General features: G+C 42.2%; 15 protein-coding genes and 1 riboswitch. Of the genes, 4 read left to right on the top strand and 11 right to left on the bottom strand.

Features of this window, described 5'->3' with window-relative positions:
• Positions 1 to 3: 3 nt before the first annotated feature.
• The 9 genes from HKX40_RS09680 to metK all read right to left on the bottom strand — a co-directional run bounded on the left by HKX40_RS09680 (position 4) and on the right by metK (position 10,931).
• Positions 4 to 3,084, bottom strand: coding sequence for an efflux RND transporter permease subunit (locus tag HKX40_RS09680; RefSeq protein ID WP_171589373.1), 3,081 nt, complete (start codon positions 3,082 to 3,084; stop codon positions 4 to 6).
• Complete coding sequence (locus HKX40_RS09675; RefSeq protein ID WP_246233672.1) at positions 3,081 to 4,346, bottom strand: MdtA/MuxA family multidrug efflux RND transporter periplasmic adaptor subunit; 1,266 nt, start codon at positions 4,344 to 4,346, stop codon at positions 3,081 to 3,083. The genes HKX40_RS09680 and HKX40_RS09675 overlap by 4 nt, the downstream gene beginning before the upstream one ends.
• A 162-nt stretch (positions 4,347 to 4,508) precedes the next feature.
• Entirely contained in the window at positions 4,509 to 5,264 is a 756-nt protein-coding gene (zapD, locus tag HKX40_RS09670) for a cell division protein ZapD (RefSeq protein WP_171589372.1), read from the bottom strand.
• Positions 5,265 to 5,286: 22 nt separating this feature from the next.
• Positions 5,287 to 5,907, bottom strand: coding sequence for a dephospho-CoA kinase (gene coaE / locus HKX40_RS09665; RefSeq protein ID WP_171589371.1), 621 nt, complete (start codon positions 5,905 to 5,907; stop codon positions 5,287 to 5,289).
• Positions 5,908 to 6,038: 131 nt separating this feature from the next.
• The gene (locus tag HKX40_RS09660; protein ID WP_171589370.1) at positions 6,039 to 6,614 is read right to left on the bottom strand and encodes an A24 family peptidase; all 576 of its coding nucleotides are present in this window, start codon (positions 6,612 to 6,614) and stop codon (positions 6,039 to 6,041) included.
• 303 nt (positions 6,615 to 6,917) lie between these two features.
• Entirely contained in the window at positions 6,918 to 7,133 is a 216-nt protein-coding gene (locus HKX40_RS09655) for a LuxR C-terminal-related transcriptional regulator (protein WP_171589369.1), read from the bottom strand.
• 116 nt (positions 7,134 to 7,249) lie between these two features.
• On the bottom strand, positions 7,250 to 8,089 hold the full coding sequence (metF, locus tag HKX40_RS09650; RefSeq protein ID WP_171589368.1) for a methylenetetrahydrofolate reductase [NAD(P)H]: 840 nt from the start codon (positions 8,087 to 8,089) through the stop codon (positions 7,250 to 7,252).
• A gap of 1 nt (position 8,090) precedes the next feature.
• On the bottom strand, positions 8,091 to 9,491 hold the full coding sequence (gene ahcY, locus HKX40_RS09645; protein ID WP_171589367.1) for an adenosylhomocysteinase: 1,401 nt from the start codon (positions 9,489 to 9,491) through the stop codon (positions 8,091 to 8,093).
• 178 nt (positions 9,492 to 9,669) lie between these two features.
• Positions 9,670 to 9,745, bottom strand: a riboswitch (S-adenosyl-L-homocysteine riboswitch).
• A gap of 16 nt (positions 9,746 to 9,761) precedes the next feature.
• Positions 9,762 to 10,931 carry a methionine adenosyltransferase gene (gene metK, locus HKX40_RS09640; RefSeq protein WP_171589366.1) on the bottom strand — a complete coding sequence of 390 codons (1,170 nt, stop codon included), beginning with the start codon at positions 10,929 to 10,931 and terminating at the stop codon, positions 9,762 to 9,764.
• 357 nt (positions 10,932 to 11,288) lie between these two features.
• Here metK and HKX40_RS09635 point away from each other — a divergent pair, with 357 nt between their 5' ends.
• Positions 11,289 to 12,182, top strand: coding sequence for a lysophospholipid acyltransferase family protein (locus tag HKX40_RS09635; RefSeq protein ID WP_171589365.1), 894 nt, complete (start codon positions 11,289 to 11,291; stop codon positions 12,180 to 12,182).
• Positions 12,183 to 12,185: 3 nt separating this feature from the next.
• Here HKX40_RS09635 and pyrE read toward each other — a convergent pair whose 3' ends face one another.
• Complete coding sequence (gene pyrE / locus HKX40_RS09630) at positions 12,186 to 12,851, bottom strand: orotate phosphoribosyltransferase (RefSeq protein ID WP_171589364.1); 666 nt, start codon at positions 12,849 to 12,851, stop codon at positions 12,186 to 12,188.
• 281 nt (positions 12,852 to 13,132) lie between these two features.
• Between pyrE and HKX40_RS09625 the strand changes: the two genes are divergently transcribed.
• The 3 genes from HKX40_RS09625 (at position 13,133) to HKX40_RS09615 (ending at position 15,857) form a co-directional block, all read left to right on the top strand.
• Positions 13,133 to 13,951 (top strand): DODA-type extradiol aromatic ring-opening family dioxygenase, encoded by an 819-nt coding sequence (locus tag HKX40_RS09625; protein ID WP_171589363.1) that lies wholly within the window; start codon positions 13,133 to 13,135, stop codon positions 13,949 to 13,951.
• A gap of 262 nt (positions 13,952 to 14,213) precedes the next feature.
• Positions 14,214 to 15,065: a DMT family transporter gene (locus HKX40_RS09620; protein ID WP_171589362.1), complete on the top strand. Its 852-nt coding sequence runs from the start codon at positions 14,214 to 14,216 to the stop codon at positions 15,063 to 15,065.
• A 12-nt stretch (positions 15,066 to 15,077) separates the two neighbouring features.
• Positions 15,078 to 15,857 carry an exodeoxyribonuclease III gene (locus tag HKX40_RS09615; protein ID WP_171589361.1) on the top strand — a complete coding sequence of 260 codons (780 nt, stop codon included), beginning with the start codon at positions 15,078 to 15,080 and terminating at the stop codon, positions 15,855 to 15,857.
• An 81-nt stretch (positions 15,858 to 15,938) separates the two neighbouring features.
• Here the strand turns inward: HKX40_RS09615 and ccsB are convergent, their stop codons facing one another.
• Positions 15,939 to 17,258 carry a c-type cytochrome biogenesis protein CcsB gene (gene ccsB / locus HKX40_RS09610; RefSeq protein WP_425500460.1) on the bottom strand — a complete coding sequence of 440 codons (1,320 nt, stop codon included), beginning with the start codon at positions 17,256 to 17,258 and terminating at the stop codon, positions 15,939 to 15,941.
• Positions 17,259 to 17,263 lie beyond the last annotated feature (5 nt).

Here is a 17,263-nt window from a genome sequence, read left to right as displayed (position 1 = left end):
TCATTATTCACTCTCCATCTTAACTGCCCCTGCTTTTTGGAAACGATGGAAAAACAAATAAATCACTGGGGTCGTAAATACAGTTAACAGTTGGCTACACAATAAACCACCCACCAATACAATACCGAGAGGAGAGCGTAATTCAGCTCCTAAACCAGTAGACAACATCAAGGGAATAGCTCCAAATAAAGCGGCTAATGTCGTCATCAGAATTGGTCTAAAGCGTAATAATGCTGCTTTATGTATTGCTTCCTGCGGTGGTAAACCCTCTTCACGCTCGGCGTGTAAAGCAAAATCAATCATCATAATGGCATTTTTCTTGACAATACCAATCAACAAGATAATACCAATAATGCCTATCATATCAAGCTCTTTCCCTGTTAACAGTAATGCTAGCAAAGCACCAACAGCGGCAGAAGGCAATGTCGAGAGAATAGATATTGGATGAATATAACTTTCATATAACACCCCTAGTACGATATACATGGTAAATACCGCAGCCAATAACAACCACAAGGTATTACTCAATGAGGCCTCAAACGCCTGTGCAGCTCCTTGTAATTGCAAAGAAATGGTCTCTGGCATACCCATCTCTTGTGCTACCGAGTAAATATCATCCACCACATCTGATAGAGCATAACCATCGCTGAGATTAAACGAAATCAACGCTGCTGGTGACTGATCAAGACGCTGAAGCTCTAACTCCGTACTACCCGAAGTAATAGTAGCAATTTGATCTAATCGCACCATGCCATCACTACCTTTGACATAAACTTGCGATAGATTTTGCATGGATTGTCTAAACTCAGGGGTCACCTCTAAAATCACACGATACTGTGCTGATTGAGTAAAAATCGTCGAGATTAGGCGTTGACCAAAAGCATTATAAAGGGCATCCTCTACATCCGACATAGTCACGCCTAACCGCGATGCTTCCTCACGATTGACATCTACCTTTGCCTGTAATCCATTGGTCTGAAAGTTATCAGTCACTCCCCATAGACCAGGCAATGTTTTTAATTTTTCCACAACCAATGGCACCCACTTCTTGAGCAAATTTCCATCCATAGCACTCATGGTGAGTTGATATTGCGTACGTGAAACTTGGGTATCAATGGTTAGGTCCTGCACAGCCTGCATAAACACTTGAATATCGGAGAGTTGTGATACTTTTTCTTCTAGACGACTCATTACCGTTTTAACATCGTCACGTGACTGATTATTGTGCAGTTGTACAAGAATACGGCCTGTATTCATTGTCGTATTGGAACTATCTACCCCTACAAAAGACGATACTGATTCGACATCTTTATCTTCTTGAAGTAATTTCACCACCTGTAATTGACGCTGTGACATCTGTGCAAATGAGGAGGATTGAGGAGCTTCAGTCACCATCTGAATCATACCCGTATCTTGTACAGGGAAAAATCCTTTAGGCACTACCCAGTAAAGTAATGCAGTCAATGCCAATGTGGCCACCGCAATCAATAAGGTGAGACGTTGATGTTGTAACACAACCCTCAATGCCCGTTCGTAGACATCATAAATCTTATCGATTAACAAACGTAATAGCCTTTGCCAAGATTTCTCTTCTGCCGTACTTTGGTGTGATTTCAACAAATATGCACAAAGCATAGGAGTAAGTGTCAAAGAAATCACTAAGGAAATCAAAATGGATACTGCTAGTGTTACAGCAAACTCTTGGAATAAGCGACCAATCACATCTCCCATAAAAAGCAGAGGAATCAATACAGCAATTAAGGAAATTGTCAGTGACAATAGGGTAAAACCAATCTCTTGAGCACCTTCAAGTGCCGCTTGTAGTGGTGTTTTCCCCTCCTCAATATGCCTTGCAATATTTTCAATCATCACAATAGCATCATCCACCACAAATCCTGTTGCAATAGTTAACGCCATCAACGATAGGTTATTTAAGCTATAACCTAGAAAATACATAATTGCAAAAGTCCCCACAATGGAAAGAGGAACCACAATAGAGGGAATAAATGTTGCCGCTAAACTACGTAAGAAGACAAAAGTTACCAACACTACAAGACCAATCGCCATCAGCATTTCATTTTGCACATGGGCAATGGATTCTTTCACTGATATAGTTCTATCGGATACGATATTAATATCAATAGTAGATGGAAGACTTTGTCGTAGACTAGGTAAAAGTTGTTGTACTCGTTCGGCTACTTGAATAACATTCGCATTAGGTTGCCGCTGGATATTTAACAATAAAGCAGGTTTTTGTCCATACCAGGCAGCCTGACGAATATCTTCTGCATCACTCACCACATCAGCAACATCTTTTAGGCGTAGTGCAGCACCATTGTTATAACTCAGAATAAGATTACGATATTGCTCGGGGCTACGTAGCTGACCATCGGCATAAATTGTGGTAGAACGCTTAGCTCCATCAAAATTTCCTGTAGGAGAGTTGATGTTATTTGCATTAATAGCAGTTTGAATGTCACCAAGGCTTAAGCCATTACTAGCGAGTTTCTGTGGGTTAACTTGTACCCGAATAGCTGGTTTTTGACCACCAGATATACTTAATAAACCCACTCCATCAATTTGTGCAATTTTCTGTGCAATACGCGTTTCAATGACATCTCGTGCCTCATATAAAGGCATACTGGCTGAGGTCACAGCTAGCGTCATCACTGGCGTATCTGCTGGATTAACCTTGTTATAGACAGGAGGGCTGGGTAAGTCATCAGGAAGTAAATTACTCGCTGCGTTAATCGCTGCCTGAACCTGTTGCTCTGCCACGCTCATGGAGAGATTCAGAGAGAACTGCAATGTAATTACCGAATTGCCAGCTGAGCTAGATGAGCGCATTAAAGTCAACCCTGGCATTTGTCCAAATTGACGCTCTAAGGGGCTAGTGACTAAAGCAGCCATCACATCAGGACTAGCTCCTGGATATTGTGTAGTAACTTGTATGGTAGGATAGTCTACCTGTGGTAGGGCCGATACTGAAAGCTGTTTATATCCCAACAAGCCACCCATCACTAGGGCAATCATCAAAAGAATAGTCGCTACCGGCCGGAGGATAAATAGACGCGAGATATTCACTGTACAATCTCTACTTTAGAACCATCACGCAAACGATCTAGACCTTCAGTGACAATCTTATCACTGGTCGTTACCCCTTTAACAATCTGCGTAAAACCATTATTGACAATACCCAGTGTGATATTTTGGGTTTTCACCGTATTATCAGCCTGCACCACATAAACAAAAGCACCTTCATTACCATACTGAATGGCATCATTACTCAAAACAATCGCATCAGGTATGGTATTTAAAACAATTTTCACATTGACGAATTGATTGGGAAATAAAGCATAATCCTCATTCTCAAACCGTGCTTTTAATTTAATTGTACCTGTTGTAGTATCCACCTGGTTATCCATAGAAAGCAGGTGTCCCTTGGCTAGTTGTTGTGAATTATCTTTGTTAAAAATATCAACAACGAGTTGCTGACCATCATAAAAAGGTTTAGCTACCTTGCTAATGTAAGCATCAGGAATTGAAAAACTAACATCAATAGGCTGCGTCTGTGTAATAGTCACCAACCCATCAGTACTATTCGCCGTAATTAAATTTCCCACATCCACTGTACGCAACCCGACTCGCCCATCCATAGGAGCCGTAACAGTGGTGTAATCTAAATTAAGTTGAGCCTGCTCGACAGCCGCTTGTAAACTCTGTTGAGAAGCCTCATACTCCCGCACCAAGGCCTGCTGAGTGTCCACCTCTTGACGAGCAATTGAGTCTTGTTTAAAAAGTGTCTGATAGCGTTTCAGATCTTGGCGTGCATTAACTAGCTTGGCGTTATTCTGCGCTAGTGATCCTTTGGCCTGATCTAATGCAGCTTGATAAGTACGAGGATCTATTTTAAAAAGGACATCCCCTTTTTTAACTGATTGCCCTTCTTTAAATAAGATTTCTTGTAAAGTACCGCCTACCTGACTGCGTACAGTCACCGACTGAGAAGGAAGTACTGTTCCTAAACTTGTGACGACCTCTTGAATGGGGGCTTGCTGGGGAGAGGTGACTTTCACATAAGTCACCACATTGTCCATACCCTCCATGCCTCCTTGTGAAGATGCTGTACGATTACGAGAAGCAGATGATCTCTTGGTTTCTGGATTGGAGGTTTGATTAGATGAACTAGAGGTATTAGTGGTTGGGGCAGATGGTGCAGCCTCTGTAGAATGAGTAAAATGATGCCAAAAATAAATTGCACCAGCGATAACAACCAACAAAAGAATTAAATGAATGACTTTACGCATGATTGAGAAATAAGAATCTTTTTCGTTATTGTCGCTCATCTTATAACGATAATGGGACACCGCAATGTCCTGAAACACGATTATTTCTTTTCAAGCCATTAAAACAATACGCCTATAGCCCTAACCTCGAATCAGCCTAGGTTTATACCAAACAATACACCTATCGTACGCTAAATCAGCCTAGGTGTATATTAAACAATACTAGATTTGACACAGTGCCATCTTAAAGGCTAGTGGCTCATTTAACAACTGATGACTGAAATTATCATTTATACGGAAGAATCGAATCATCACCATATGCTTATTACCACTCATCTCTGGGTAAATACGGCGATTACTTGGCACCCAAATCCTTGCCATTTGATAGACCTTACCACCAATTGATTTCTCAAATATACCATTGGATTTACTACATTCTGTCTGTGGCTCTGCAGCATCACGCAACAAAGCAAGAGACTGTTGGATAGCCTCATATAGTGGTAAAAACGGCTTAACTAACCCTTGGATAACTCGCACTCTATCTTGCTCTGGACCACTTAACCAAGCTGCATAGGCTGGGAAATCCATCGGTGATGTCGTACCAGGCATAAGAAAACGATTGCGTAGCGTCAATAGCCAACTATTTTCTCGAATATGTGTACCCAACTTATTACCACTTGCCAGATTATGGGCAACAGTATTGAGTTTTTTAATCGTTGCATCCAATGCACTAGTATCTATCTCTGGGAATTCGCGATAAGACTCAAGACTCATCTTTTGTTTTTCTAGTTCTTGGAGTACCCATGTACGACAATCACCACGGTCACAAACATCGAGTAATTGAAACAACGCCCCTAACGCCACATGCTGGTCTTCAGCATGTGAGCTCTGGCTAAATGCAAGTAGCTGTTGAAACAGATACTCCAATCGCATCATAAACCGAGTTCTTTCGTTAAAGGGGTGTTCGTATAAAATCAAAACTGTCTCTATCCTTGTAAGATTATGCCAGTATCAACCACTGTGCATGCAATTTATCTACCTGCTGGTGCAACTCCTCTAAGAGGACTCCTGCACCATTATGGACAATATCATCTGCATTAGCCAACCGCTGCTGTCTGCTAGCCTGCTGTGCAATAATCTGACGTACCATCTCTTCTGCTAGACCACTGCGTTGCATCACCCGCACAATTTGAGTCTCTGGTTCACAGTCTACCACACATATTCGACTTAACCATAGTCTATAGTGATGAATAGACTCAATTAATAGAGGCACATCAAACACAATATATGGGCTGCTTTCTGCCTCCATTGCCTGTTTTATCATCTGCTCTTTAACCAAAGGGTGGATGATTTGTTCAAGCTGCTTTTTGGCTGTAGGGTTAGAAAAAACTAATTGTCGCATCTTTGCCCGGTCTAGTGCATTATGTGCGTCTATCACCTGCCCGCCAAAAGCCTTTTTTATTGCAGGAATAGCTAATCCATCAGCCTGTGTCAAACTACGAGAAATCAGGTCGGCATCAATTACCGTCACACCTTGCTGTGTTAGGTAAGCCGATACTGTAGACTTACCCGAGCCTATGCCTCCTGTCAGACCGATAAACAAACGATTACGGTTATCCATCCCTTATTCCACTTACCAACAAGCATACCAAAACTTCTTAAACAATACTTACTCATCACTTATTTCACTTGATGATGCTTCTAGGTTACCTGAGATGCCATGAAATCACAAGTAGAAAAAACCTTTATCATTTATCCTGCAAATAAAACCAACCATGCAGCTAAAGCAATCCAAGGTCCAAATGGCACTGTTTTATGTCGCATCCACTGCATTTGCATCTGTTTAAAATGCTGCTCAATAGCCCGCTTTTGCCTAAAAAGAATTTCTAGGAGAACTACACGCCATATATCTGCCAACCAGGAGAAAAAAGCATAACCTACCCCTAAAAGGCAAGCGATACATACCACCCACAGCCATGAATACCCATCAAACAAAAACATCAATACCCATAGGAAATAAATATCTGCCATACCAATCCCATAACGCACCAACCTATATATAAGCCAGAGGGCTATTGACCACAGACCTCTATTCACCCACCATGACAGAGTAATCATAGGATTCACAGGCATATTACCAACCCCAAAGCCCTCTTTCTGCCATGCTCCCAATGAAATAAAATGATAGATAACCACCCAAAATAAAAGCATTAACAATAATCGTAAAGGAATCAGGTGCAACTTAAAATCCACACTACTCATTAAGGCAAGCAGTGCTGCCAAAAGCATATACCAAATTCCCAACACAAACCCATCTGTAAAAAGCATGTATACGAGCCCCTCTAGCTCACTAGACTCCTCATAATATCCACTATTTGCCACCCTCAATCCCAGTGCTGCCCCTAAATACAATAAAAATAACAAGACAACCCAGTACCGACACTGAAAATGTTGATAGGTTTTCAATCGAAAAAAGTGTGAATCTTTAGGAAATTGGCAGTAGCAGCAATAGACAAGATAGCGATATATATGCGGCAATACCACTATCATCATACTGAGAATGATTAGGTAAGCACTCAGCATGGGGCTGAGTGCTATAAGGGATTCTGCATATACAGAAACCATACTCATTTATACCCCAAATTTATGCAGTTTTATTGTCATCTCCAACACATTACGTACGCCTAATTTTTGGAAAACGCGGGCACGATGTATCTCTATCGTACGAGTGGAGCAACCCAACTTTTCAGCACAAATTTTATTGGGCATCCCACGCACCAATAACCACATAACTTGGATTTCTCTAGGGGTCAATGAAATCAAATAATGACTACTTGCATAGAACATTGTCGTATCCTCCTTTTCTTATTTATCAGATGAGGAGTACTCTAGCAAGAAGGTATGTAAGACATCAAGATGATGAAATTATCTTGAGAGAATTTCATCATCTTGACAAGTGATAGCTAAGCGTTATTTAGATTATTCCAAATAGCCAACGTCGCTGCAGATTGGTTAAGCGTGTAGAAATGGATACCAGGAGCTCCATTATCAATCAACTGCTGGCAAAGTTGTGATACCACTTCAATACCAAAAGAACGGATAGAAGCCCTATCATCACCAAACTCAGCCAAACGTAGACGAATCCAACGAGGAATTTCGGCTCCGCACATTTGCGAAAAGCGACTAAGTTGCGAATAGTTTGTAATAGGCATAATTCCGGCAATTACTGGGATATTGATACCTTTAGCTTGCAAACGATTCACAAAATCAAAATATGCATCAGCATTATAAAAATATTGTGTAATCGCACTATCTGCACCTGCTTTAACCTTGGTAATAAAGTGATCTAAATCTGCACTTGGTGAATCTGCTTGGGGATGCATCTCAGGGTAGGCTGCCACTTCAATATGAAAATGGTCGCCATGATGCTGGCGAATCAAACTGACTAGATCGCTCGCATAACGCAAACCATTGTCTACCAAGCCCATCCCAGAAGGTAAGTCGCCACGTAATGCCACAATACGGTCAACTCCCATTTGTTTAAACTGCTCAAGAATACCTAGGATACGGTCGGCTTTATTGCCAATGCAAGATAGATGAGGAACCGCCTTAATCCCTTGTGCTTTTAGCATACGTACGGTTTCCAATGTCCCCTCTTGGGTAGAACCACCTGCCCCAAAAGTCACGCTGATAAAATCAGGATTTATCACCAGCAACTCTTGGGTAGTCTTTTGGAGACGTTCTGCCGCCTCCACATCTCGTGGAGGGAAGAACTCTAAACTAAAGAAATTCTGACGACTCATATTAGTAACGATAGTGATCTGGTTTATAAGGACCCTCAACAGACACACCAATATAATCAGCTTGTTGCTGTGTCAATGTTGATAAATGAACACCTAATTTTTTCAAATGTAGGCGTGCTACTTTCTCATCCAAGTGTTTGGGCAATACATATACCTTGCCTGTTTCATAATGCTCACCACGTGTGAACAATTCAATTTGAGCAATAGTTTGGTTAGTAAATGAAGCAGACATCACAAATGATGGGTGGCCTGTTGCACAACCAAGATTAACAAGACGACCTTTCGCTAATAGGATAATGCGTTTGCCATCTGGGAAAATCACATGATCCACTTGTGGCTTAATTTCTTCCCATTGAAGGTCACTTAAAGAAGCTACATCAATTTCATTATCAAAGTGACCAATATTGCACACGATGGCTTCATTTTTCATCTTGTCCATATGCTCACGAGTAATGACATGGTAATTACCTGTCGCTGTAACGAAAATATCTGCTTTATCAGCTACTTCGTCCATAGTAACAACACGATAACCTTCCATAGAGGCTTGCAACGCGCAGATAGGGTCAATCTCGCATACCCATACTTGGGCTCGCAATGCTGCAAGTGCTTGTGCACAACCTTTGCCCACATCACCAAAACCAACCACAACGGCAACCTTGCCTGCCACCATCACATCAGTCGCACGCTTGATGCCATCCACCAAAGACTCACGGCAACCATAAAGGTTATCGAATTTTGATTTAGTCACAGAGTCATTTACATTAATTGCAGGGATGCGAAGCTCGCCCTTTTGTGACATCTGATAAAGACGATGTACACCAGTGGTGGTCTCTTCTGTAACCCCTTTGATTTGGGTCAAACGAGTAGAATACCAAGTTGCATCTTGGGCTAATTTTGCACGGATAGCTGCAAATAACACACGCTCTTCTTCACTTGTGGGGTTATCCAAGATACTAATGTCTTTTTCTGCCTTGCTACCAAGATGCAACAACAATGTTGCATCACCGCCATCATCAAGAATCATATTGGCTTGTTCTTCTCCTGGCCACTCAAAAATCTTATGTGTATATTGCCAATACTCTTCAAGACTCTCACCTTTCACTGCAAACACAGGGATACCACGCGCTGCAATGGCAGCCGCCGCATGGTCTTGGGTAGAGAAAATATTGCATGAAGCCCAACGCACCTCTGCCCCCAACGCCACCAGTGTTTCGATTAGCACGCCTGTTTGGATAGTCATGTGTAAACTACCAGCAATGCGAGCTCCTTTCAATGGTTGTGCTGCTGCAAACTCTTCACGTGTTGCCATTAATCCTGGCATCTCTGTCTCAGCAATGCTTAACTCTTTACGACCCCAATCGGCCAACCCAATATCTGCAATTTTGTAATCTACTTTACTCATAGTTAATTATCCTTTATCAATAGGAGCACTGACTACTCTTTCTATCAATCATCCAAGACACCAACATAGTTTATTTATGTCTATGAACATCATATGGATTTTGATTCAAAAAAGCCTTGTACTCCGTTTATTTCGAATTTTCTGCATAAAAAAACGCTCATCATATTGCCTTATGCAGATACGATGAGCGCCGTTATTTACCACAGTCTTGCTTGAGCCTAGCAGAGAGTTCTGTTGCAGCGCCCCTCAAACAAGACGAAAACTTTTTAATTATCGACCAACAGCTGCCTTGAGAATAGCGGCTTTATCAGTTGCTTCCCAAGAAAACTCAGGTTCAGCACGACCAAAGTGACCATAAGCGGCTGATTTACTATAGATTGGACGGAGTAAATCAAGCATTTGTACGATACCGCGTGGACGCAAATCAAAATGCTCTCTAACTAGTTTAGCTAATTCCGCATCAGGAATAACACCGGTCCCTTCGGTATAGACAGTAATATTAATAGGTTCTGCCACACCAATAGCGTAGCTCACTTGAATCTGACATTGACGAGCCAACCCAGCAGCAACGATGTTCTTGGCTACATAGCGAGCTGCATATGCCGCTGAACGGTCTACTTTGGAAGGGTCTTTACCAGAGAAGGCACCACCACCATGAGGGCAAGCTCCTCCGTAGGTATCCACAATAATCTTACGACCAGTCAAGCCGCAGTCGCCTTGAGGACCACCAATCACAAACACACCTGTAGGATTAACAAAAAACTTAGTTTTAGGGGTAATCAACCCTTCAGCAAAACTTGGCTTAATGATTTCTTCAATCACTGCCTCGCGAATGGTAGATTGAGACACATCCGCATGATGCTGGGTAGACAACACCACTGTGTCCACTTCGACAGGACGACCATCCACATAGCGGAAAGTCACCTGTGATTTTGCATCTGGGCGTAACCAAGAAAGTGTGCCATTTTTACGCAATTCGCTCTGACGTTGAACTAAACGATGTGCGTACCAAATTGGAGCTGGCATCAAGTCAGGGGTCTCATCGCAGGCATAGCCAAACATCAATCCCTGATCGCCGGCACCCTGATTAAGAATTTCTTCTTCGGAACGGTCTACTCCCTGAGCAATATCAGGTGATTGCTTATCGTAAGCAACCAATACAGCACAACCCTTGTAGTCAATACCATAATCAGTGTTATCGTAGCCAATACGCTTGATGGTTTGACGAGCAACATCAATATAGTCTACATTGGCCTTAGTAGTGATTTCACCTGCAAGTACCACTAAACCCGTATTACATAAAGTCTCCGCAGCCACACGTGCATTAGGGTCTTGCGTAAGGATAGCATCTAAAATAGCATCAGAAATCTGATCTGCTACTTTATCTGGATGCCCTTCAGACACAGATTCAGAAGTAAATAAAAAATCGTTTTGAGACATGAGAATGCGTCCTATAGTAAGCAAAGAAGAACGCGTAGCAACTTGTAAGATAAGATGCGACGCTTTAGCGGTTTTGTCTAATTTTTGCCTGATTTGCCCCGCAAGTTGTCTGTTTAACTCAGCAAATCAGTCGGCTATTGTAATCCAAAATTGCTAAAAAGGCAAAATTTCTTTTTGTCTTATAGGGTTATTCATTTACAATAGCAGAATAGTGGATGTACTGTTATAACAAGTGCTGTGTGATAAGCCGTGTCATTGACCAATGAATCACCCCCCAGATACAAACATCAATTGCTTAGGCTTTTTAAGCAGTGATGTCATTTTCTCGTTAAGAGATGTTGTTGTTTTAATTAACTTATGCAAAAGTCGTTTACCTATCGTTTGATTGAATTCTTATTTAGAAAAATAGCAGGAATGTCTCATAAAAACCGCCTTAAATTAGGGGCATTCTTGTCATGGCTTTTTCCTAAAATTGCTAAACGTCGTGCACATATTGTCCGGACAAACTTGCGTTTATGCTTTCCCGAGGCTTCTGAAGCTCAGATTGAAGATTGGGTAAAACAAAACATCCGCCTCACTACACAATCTTTTATTGATAGAGCAGTGTTGTGGTACGCACCACTAGAGAAGATTCATGAAATCTCTTGTCTTACAGGATTTGAAAACTTACAAAAGTTGCTAGATACTGGTGAGCCCACTATTATTCTTGCACCCCATTTTATTGGTTTAGATACGGCCGCGACTGTACTTACCTCTATTGTGCCAGAGGGTTGTACTATGTATAAATCTCAACGCAATCCTGACATGGATGAGATTATCCGTAAAGGGCGTGCTCGTTTCAATATCGTCCATTTACTCAGTCGTAAAGATGGCTTTCGAGGATTGGTGCGCTTTTTGCGCAAGGGCATTCCTTTGTACTATCTTCCTGATATGGACTTTGGACGCGATGAATCAATTTTTGTACCATTTTTTAATATCCAAAGTGCAACCTTACCCAGCACTGCTCAGATTGCCAAAATGTTTAATGCTAAAGTCACCCCGGTTGTGACTCGTTTAGATATTGAAACAGGAATCTACCACATTGAACAATTACCAGCGCTAGAAGATTTCCCTGGTGAAGACTCTATCGAAGAAGCAACCGCCCGCATTAACCAGCTACTGGAAGAATGGATTCGTCGTGACCCAGCACAGTACTACTGGGTGCATCGACGCTTTAAGACAAGGCCTGAGGGCGAAGCAGATTTTTATTAACTTTTATACCCCATAGCGAGCACGATATTCTGCTACACGTGCTTTATGTTCAGCAAACTGAGGCTCTTGCTCTAGCAGCTGCATAATGTCGCTAAGTGACGCAATGCTTACTACTGGCATACCGTATTTCTGTTCTACTTCTTGGACTGCAGAATGTGCTGATAAGGCCTCATCAGTACCAGCACGTTCCATACGATCAAGAGCAATCAATACTGCTGCTGGTGTTGCTCCTGCTTGACGAATAATTTCAACAGATTCGCGTACTGATGTTCCAGCAGTAATGACATCATCAATAATGACCACCTTGCCTTGGAGTGGAGCCCCCACTAATACACCGCCCTCACCATGATCCTTGGCTTCTTTACGATTAAACGCAAATGGCACATCTTTATTCAATTTAGGGTGAGCCCCTAAAGCAACCGCTGTAGTTGCTGCTAGAGAAATCCCCTTGTAAGCTGGACCAAAAAGCATATCAAATTCTACCCCAGAATCAACTAGTGCATTAGCATAAAACTGTGCTAATGCACCAATAGAGCGGCCACTATTAAACAAACCTGCATTAAAAAAATAAGGGCTTAATCGACCTGACTTTACTTTAAACTCACCAAATTTTAATACCCCTTGGTCTAGGGCAAAGCGGACAAAATCAAGTCGATTGTTTTGTGACATAACAGTTCCTAAAAAGCAGTAATGAAAACATTATTTTAATACGAATTAGGTGAATTATTCATCATTTCCTATTAGGAAATGCTGCTTCGCCATTTTCTCTCTATTTCTTCTTTATAGTTGCACATACAATAACATCAGTGACTAAACTTGTCTCTACTCCTATCAAAAAATGTATGCCAGACAATAGTGAATAGTTGTCTAAAATTCTTTATGAACCAAGTTACAGAGCTTCTAAAAGTGGTGGTAGACAGGGTAGAGACTGTATTGACAAGGAATTTATTATGAAACAAGTTGTTTATTTTCTCTCTCATGGTGGTGGCCCTTGGCCTTGGATTCCTGAGTGGAATGAGCGTTATCAAGGATTACGTCAAGCAACAGCAAATATCCCCAACGAGATACCACAGAAACCTCGTGCTATATTGATGGTATCCGCACACTGGGTTACTCAGGGTGGATTAGCTATTATGACCAATCCCAAACCTGACATGTTCTACGACTACTACGGTTTTCCTGAACATACTTACCATATCCAGTATCCTGCTCCAGGGGATCCTATATTGGCCAAAGATATAGAGACACATCTTATCGCTGCTGGTTTTAATATCGTGGAAAACAGCGAGCGTGGTTTTGATCATGGTGCTTTTGTTCCACTGGCGCTAGCCTTCCCAGATGCTGATATACCCGTAGTGCAACTGTCCATTGAGCGCTCTTTTGACCCAGCCTATCACATTCGCCTAGGACAAGCATTGAGCTATTTACGCGATCAGAATGTGTTGATTATTGGTAGTGGCTTAAGTTTTCATAATATGCGGATGTTTAACCCTGCTGGTGCCGCATTTTCACTCCAATTTGATGAGTGGCTACGTGAACAAATACTGGTTGAAACCGCTGCTGCGATGAGTGTCTTTAATCTTCGCAAGAATGCGCTTCTCCAATGGGAACAAGCACCATCCGCTCGCTTTGCCCACCCCATGGAGGACCATCTCATTCCACTAATGGTAGCAGTTGGTGCAGCAGGAGAGGATAAGGCTTTCTTACACTATCATGAAGATAATACGATGGGAGGTATTGCTGCCAGTGGGTTTAGATTTGAAAGTTAAACTCCTTGGGGGACTGTCAAGTGAACACAGCCCTTTTGTGGCTGACAAAGTTTAGATTTGAAAGTTAAACTCCTTGGGGTACTATCAAGTGAACATTTGGCATCTTAGCAGTCTACTGGCTTTTCATTTTAGATTTGAACGTATGTTATAAGTACTTACTATTTGTTTCCTAGCCAACTTATGGTAATCTAGCATATGTAGAAAGATACAGCACACTTCTTGAGAGTGTGCTGTTCGTTTTGTTTGCTTAACAGGTACCCCCATGACCGACAACCAAAAAGGACTTTTATTCGCCCACACTGCTGCCGTTTTATTCGGACTCACTGGCATTCTTGGTGCTCTTATCCAGACAGATGCTGCCCTCATCACCTTAGGGCGTTCAACCTTTGCTTTTATCAGTCTTTTTGTTGCAGGTCTTTTATTTAAGATTAGTATGACCAAGGGGATTACCCGCAGGTTAATTTTCTCTCTTATTTTTTCTGGCATCTTACTCTCAATCCACTGGACAACCTTCTTCTACTCCATCAAGATTGGTGGTGTAGCCATGGCAACACTGGGTTTTGCGAGCTTCCCTGCTTTTATTACCCTGATTGAGCGTTTTGTATTACATGATAAAGTCAGCAAGACCTCATGGGTCCTTGTATTAGCGGTGATGGTGGGCTTAGTGCTAGTATCGCCTGATTTTGATTTTAAAAATAGCAATACCGAGGGTCTATTATGGGGGATATTCTCTGGCTTTAGCTTTGCTTGTCTTGCTGTGGTTAATCGCACTATGGGGAATCAAATCAACCCAGTTGTCATTTCTTTTTGGCAAAATCTTGTTGTTGCCATATCGACGTTACCCTTATTATTCTTTGCCAACCTCACCATGACAACGACTGACCTTTTCTGGTTGGCTATACTAGGCATTATTTGTACTGCTCTCTCTCACTATTTCTTTGTAAGCAGTGTACAGTTTATCAGTGCGCGTACCACAGGGCTAATTATTGCATTAGAGCCTGTCTATGCTATTGTAGTAGCTTGGCTGCTGTTTAATGAAGAGCCTACCCTTAAAATGATTATCGGGGGTGCCTTGATTATCGGGGCAGCAGTCTATCCCAGTAAAAAACACTAAAAAGGACTTCTCGTGTTAAGAATTACATCCATCAATGTGAATGGCATTCGTTCTGCTGTAAAAAAAGGGCTATTTGAGTGGCTACACAAAAATCAAGCAGATATTGTGTGCTTACAAGAAATCAAAATTAGTGATGCTGACTTAACCGATGATTTGCGTCATCCTCTGCAATACCGTGGACAGTTTCATCATGCAGTAAAAAAGGGGTACAGTGGTGTAGGTATCTATACAGCATTACCCGCCCGTTACACCAGTGGAATGGGGAGTGAAGAGTTTGATGCAGAAGGGCGTTTACTCAGTGCTGATTTTGGTGATTTCACTGTAGTCAGTGCCTACCTCCCATCGGGTTCTAGCGGTCCAGAACGACAAGAGGCAAAATTTCGCTTTCTTGATCAGTTCACCCCATGGATTGATGCCATGATGCAACATTATCGTGAGACGGGTCATGACTATATTATCTGTGGGGACTGGAATATTGCCCATAAAGAAATTGATTTAAAGAACTGGAAAGGCAATCTCAAAAATTCTGGCTTTACGCCAGAAGAACGTGCTTGGATGACCCAATTATTTGATGAGCATGGATTTGTCGATGTCTTTCGTCTCTTAAACCAAGAGGCAGACCAATACACTTGGTGGAGTAATCGTGGACAGGCATGGGCAAAGAATGTCGGATGGCGGATTGATTACCATGTTGCCACACCTGGCATCGCAGCCAAGGCTAGAGCAGTGTCTATCTATAAAGATGAACGCTTTTCTGACCATGCCCCACTCACAATTGATTATGAGGTGTAGTGACCTACCACACCTCTTAGCAAAGGGCTTATCGGACTAGGTGGTGATATATACACCACCTAAATCACTTATTATGCCGCTCTAGAGTTCCCCATATGAATGCAATCCCGAAAGGAAAATATTCACACCGATAAATGCAAAAGTCGTAACTACAAGCCCTATAAGCGCCCAATAAGCTGCCGCCACTCCGCGCATCCCCTTCATAAGACGAAGGTGTAACCATGATGCATAGTTTAGCCACACCACAAGAGCCCAGGTTTCTTTAGGGTCCCATTGCCAATAAGTACCCCATGCATCTGCTGCCCACAATGCTCCAAGCACAGTTGCTACAGTAAAGAATGCAAACCCCACCGCGATGGCCCGATACATAATATCATCTAGTACCTCAAACGATGGCAATCTCGCTGCAATTTGCTTACGTGCCATAAGAATCAAAGCAACAATCATCACGCTAATACCAAAGTATACTAGCCAGAAGACCGAGACCTCTTTGCCACGAGAACCTAGGATAAAGGCTTCTGCAACCAAGGCTCCTCCAACAAGCAACAAAGGAATCAATGGTAACCACGAGGTGGTATTGCCATGCTGTTTAACCAAATAAGCAAAGCCAACCATTGCAGCTAGAGAGAATGTGCCATACCCCACAAAGTTAGCAGGCACATGTAACTTCATCCACCAGCTGTTTAGGGCATTATTCAATGGGGTAATCGTCGCTGCATCTCGCTCAAAGGTGTACCACATGAGGAAAATGACAGCAGATGAGATAATCAATAAAACAAAACCACCTAAAGCACGTGTGTTATAACGTTTCTCATAATAGAGATAAAACAATGCTGTGATTAGGCAAAACAGTACAAATACCTCATAGAGGTTACTGACAGGAATATGCCCCATGTCTGCCGCTATAAGATGCCCCTCACGCCAACGCACCAATAAGCCGATAAAACCCATACTCACCCCTGCCCAAGTCAACAGGGTACCCATCCAGTCTACTCTAGGACTAAAATAGGAAATCCAATAGGTGAGTGTAGCCATAAAGAACAATGCACTCATCCACAATATGGCTGATTGGGAGGAAATTAAATACTTTAGAAGAAACTTCGATTGGGCATTGGCTAACTCACCGTTGTATAACCAAATTGCCAGTAAAGCTGCTAACATCACACCAATACTCAAGGAGCGCAAAGGACGCCATAACCAGCCCAACCACACCAAAAACAATGGTGTAATCGCTAAGATACCTTTCTCATAGCTGTCCATACTGTCTGGCCATGTACGCAAAATATACGCCACAGCAGCATACAAGACGACAAGATAGACACCATCTGTCCAATTCAACCGCCCACGCATAGGATTGGCAGTTTCTGACTTTTCCACCCATTTACTAGACGGGGCATCCATAGGCT

The sequence above is a fragment of the Pelistega europaea genome (assembly GCF_013133775.1).
In the GTDB taxonomy this organism is placed as follows: Bacteria; Pseudomonadota; Gammaproteobacteria; order Burkholderiales; family Burkholderiaceae_B; genus Taylorella; species Taylorella europaea.
The sequence above is the reverse complement of the archived record's forward strand: the minus strand, read 5'-3'. Positions and strand labels throughout refer to the sequence as shown.

What these genes read in the sequence shown, in the direction of transcription:
- HKX40_RS09675 (WP_246233672.1), bottom strand. Translation starts at nt 4,346, where the DNA reads ATGAGCGACAATAACGAAAAAGATTCTTATTTCTCAATCATGCGTAAA.
- coaE (WP_171589371.1), bottom strand. Translation starts at nt 5,907, where the DNA reads ATGGATAACCGTAATCGTTTGTTTATCGGTCTGACAGGAGGCATAGGC.
- HKX40_RS09660 (WP_171589370.1), bottom strand. Translation starts at nt 6,614, where the DNA reads ATGCTTTTTACAGATGGGTTTGTGTTGGGAATTTGGTATATGCTTTTG.
- HKX40_RS09655 (WP_171589369.1), bottom strand. Translation starts at nt 7,133, where the DNA reads ATGTTCTATGCAAGTAGTCATTATTTGATTTCATTGACCCCTAGAGAA.
- metF (WP_171589368.1), bottom strand. Translation starts at nt 8,089, where the DNA reads ATGAGTCGTCAGAATTTCTTTAGTTTAGAGTTCTTCCCTCCACGAGAT.
- ahcY (WP_171589367.1), bottom strand. Translation starts at nt 9,491, where the DNA reads ATGAGTAAAGTAGATTACAAAATTGCAGATATTGGGTTGGCCGATTGG.
- metK (WP_171589366.1), bottom strand. Translation starts at nt 10,931, where the DNA reads ATGTCTCAAAACGATTTTTTATTTACTTCTGAATCTGTGTCTGAAGGG.
- HKX40_RS09635 (WP_171589365.1), top strand. Translation starts at nt 11,289, where the DNA reads ATGCAAAAGTCGTTTACCTATCGTTTGATTGAATTCTTATTTAGAAAA.
- pyrE (WP_171589364.1), bottom strand. Translation starts at nt 12,851, where the DNA reads ATGTCACAAAACAATCGACTTGATTTTGTCCGCTTTGCCCTAGACCAA.
- HKX40_RS09625 (WP_171589363.1), top strand. Translation starts at nt 13,133, where the DNA reads ATGAAACAAGTTGTTTATTTTCTCTCTCATGGTGGTGGCCCTTGGCCT.
- HKX40_RS09620 (WP_171589362.1), top strand. Translation starts at nt 14,214, where the DNA reads ATGACCGACAACCAAAAAGGACTTTTATTCGCCCACACTGCTGCCGTT.
- ccsB (WP_425500460.1), bottom strand. Translation starts at nt 17,258, where the DNA reads ATGGATGCCCCGTCTAGTAAATGGGTGGAAAAGTCAGAAACTGCCAAT.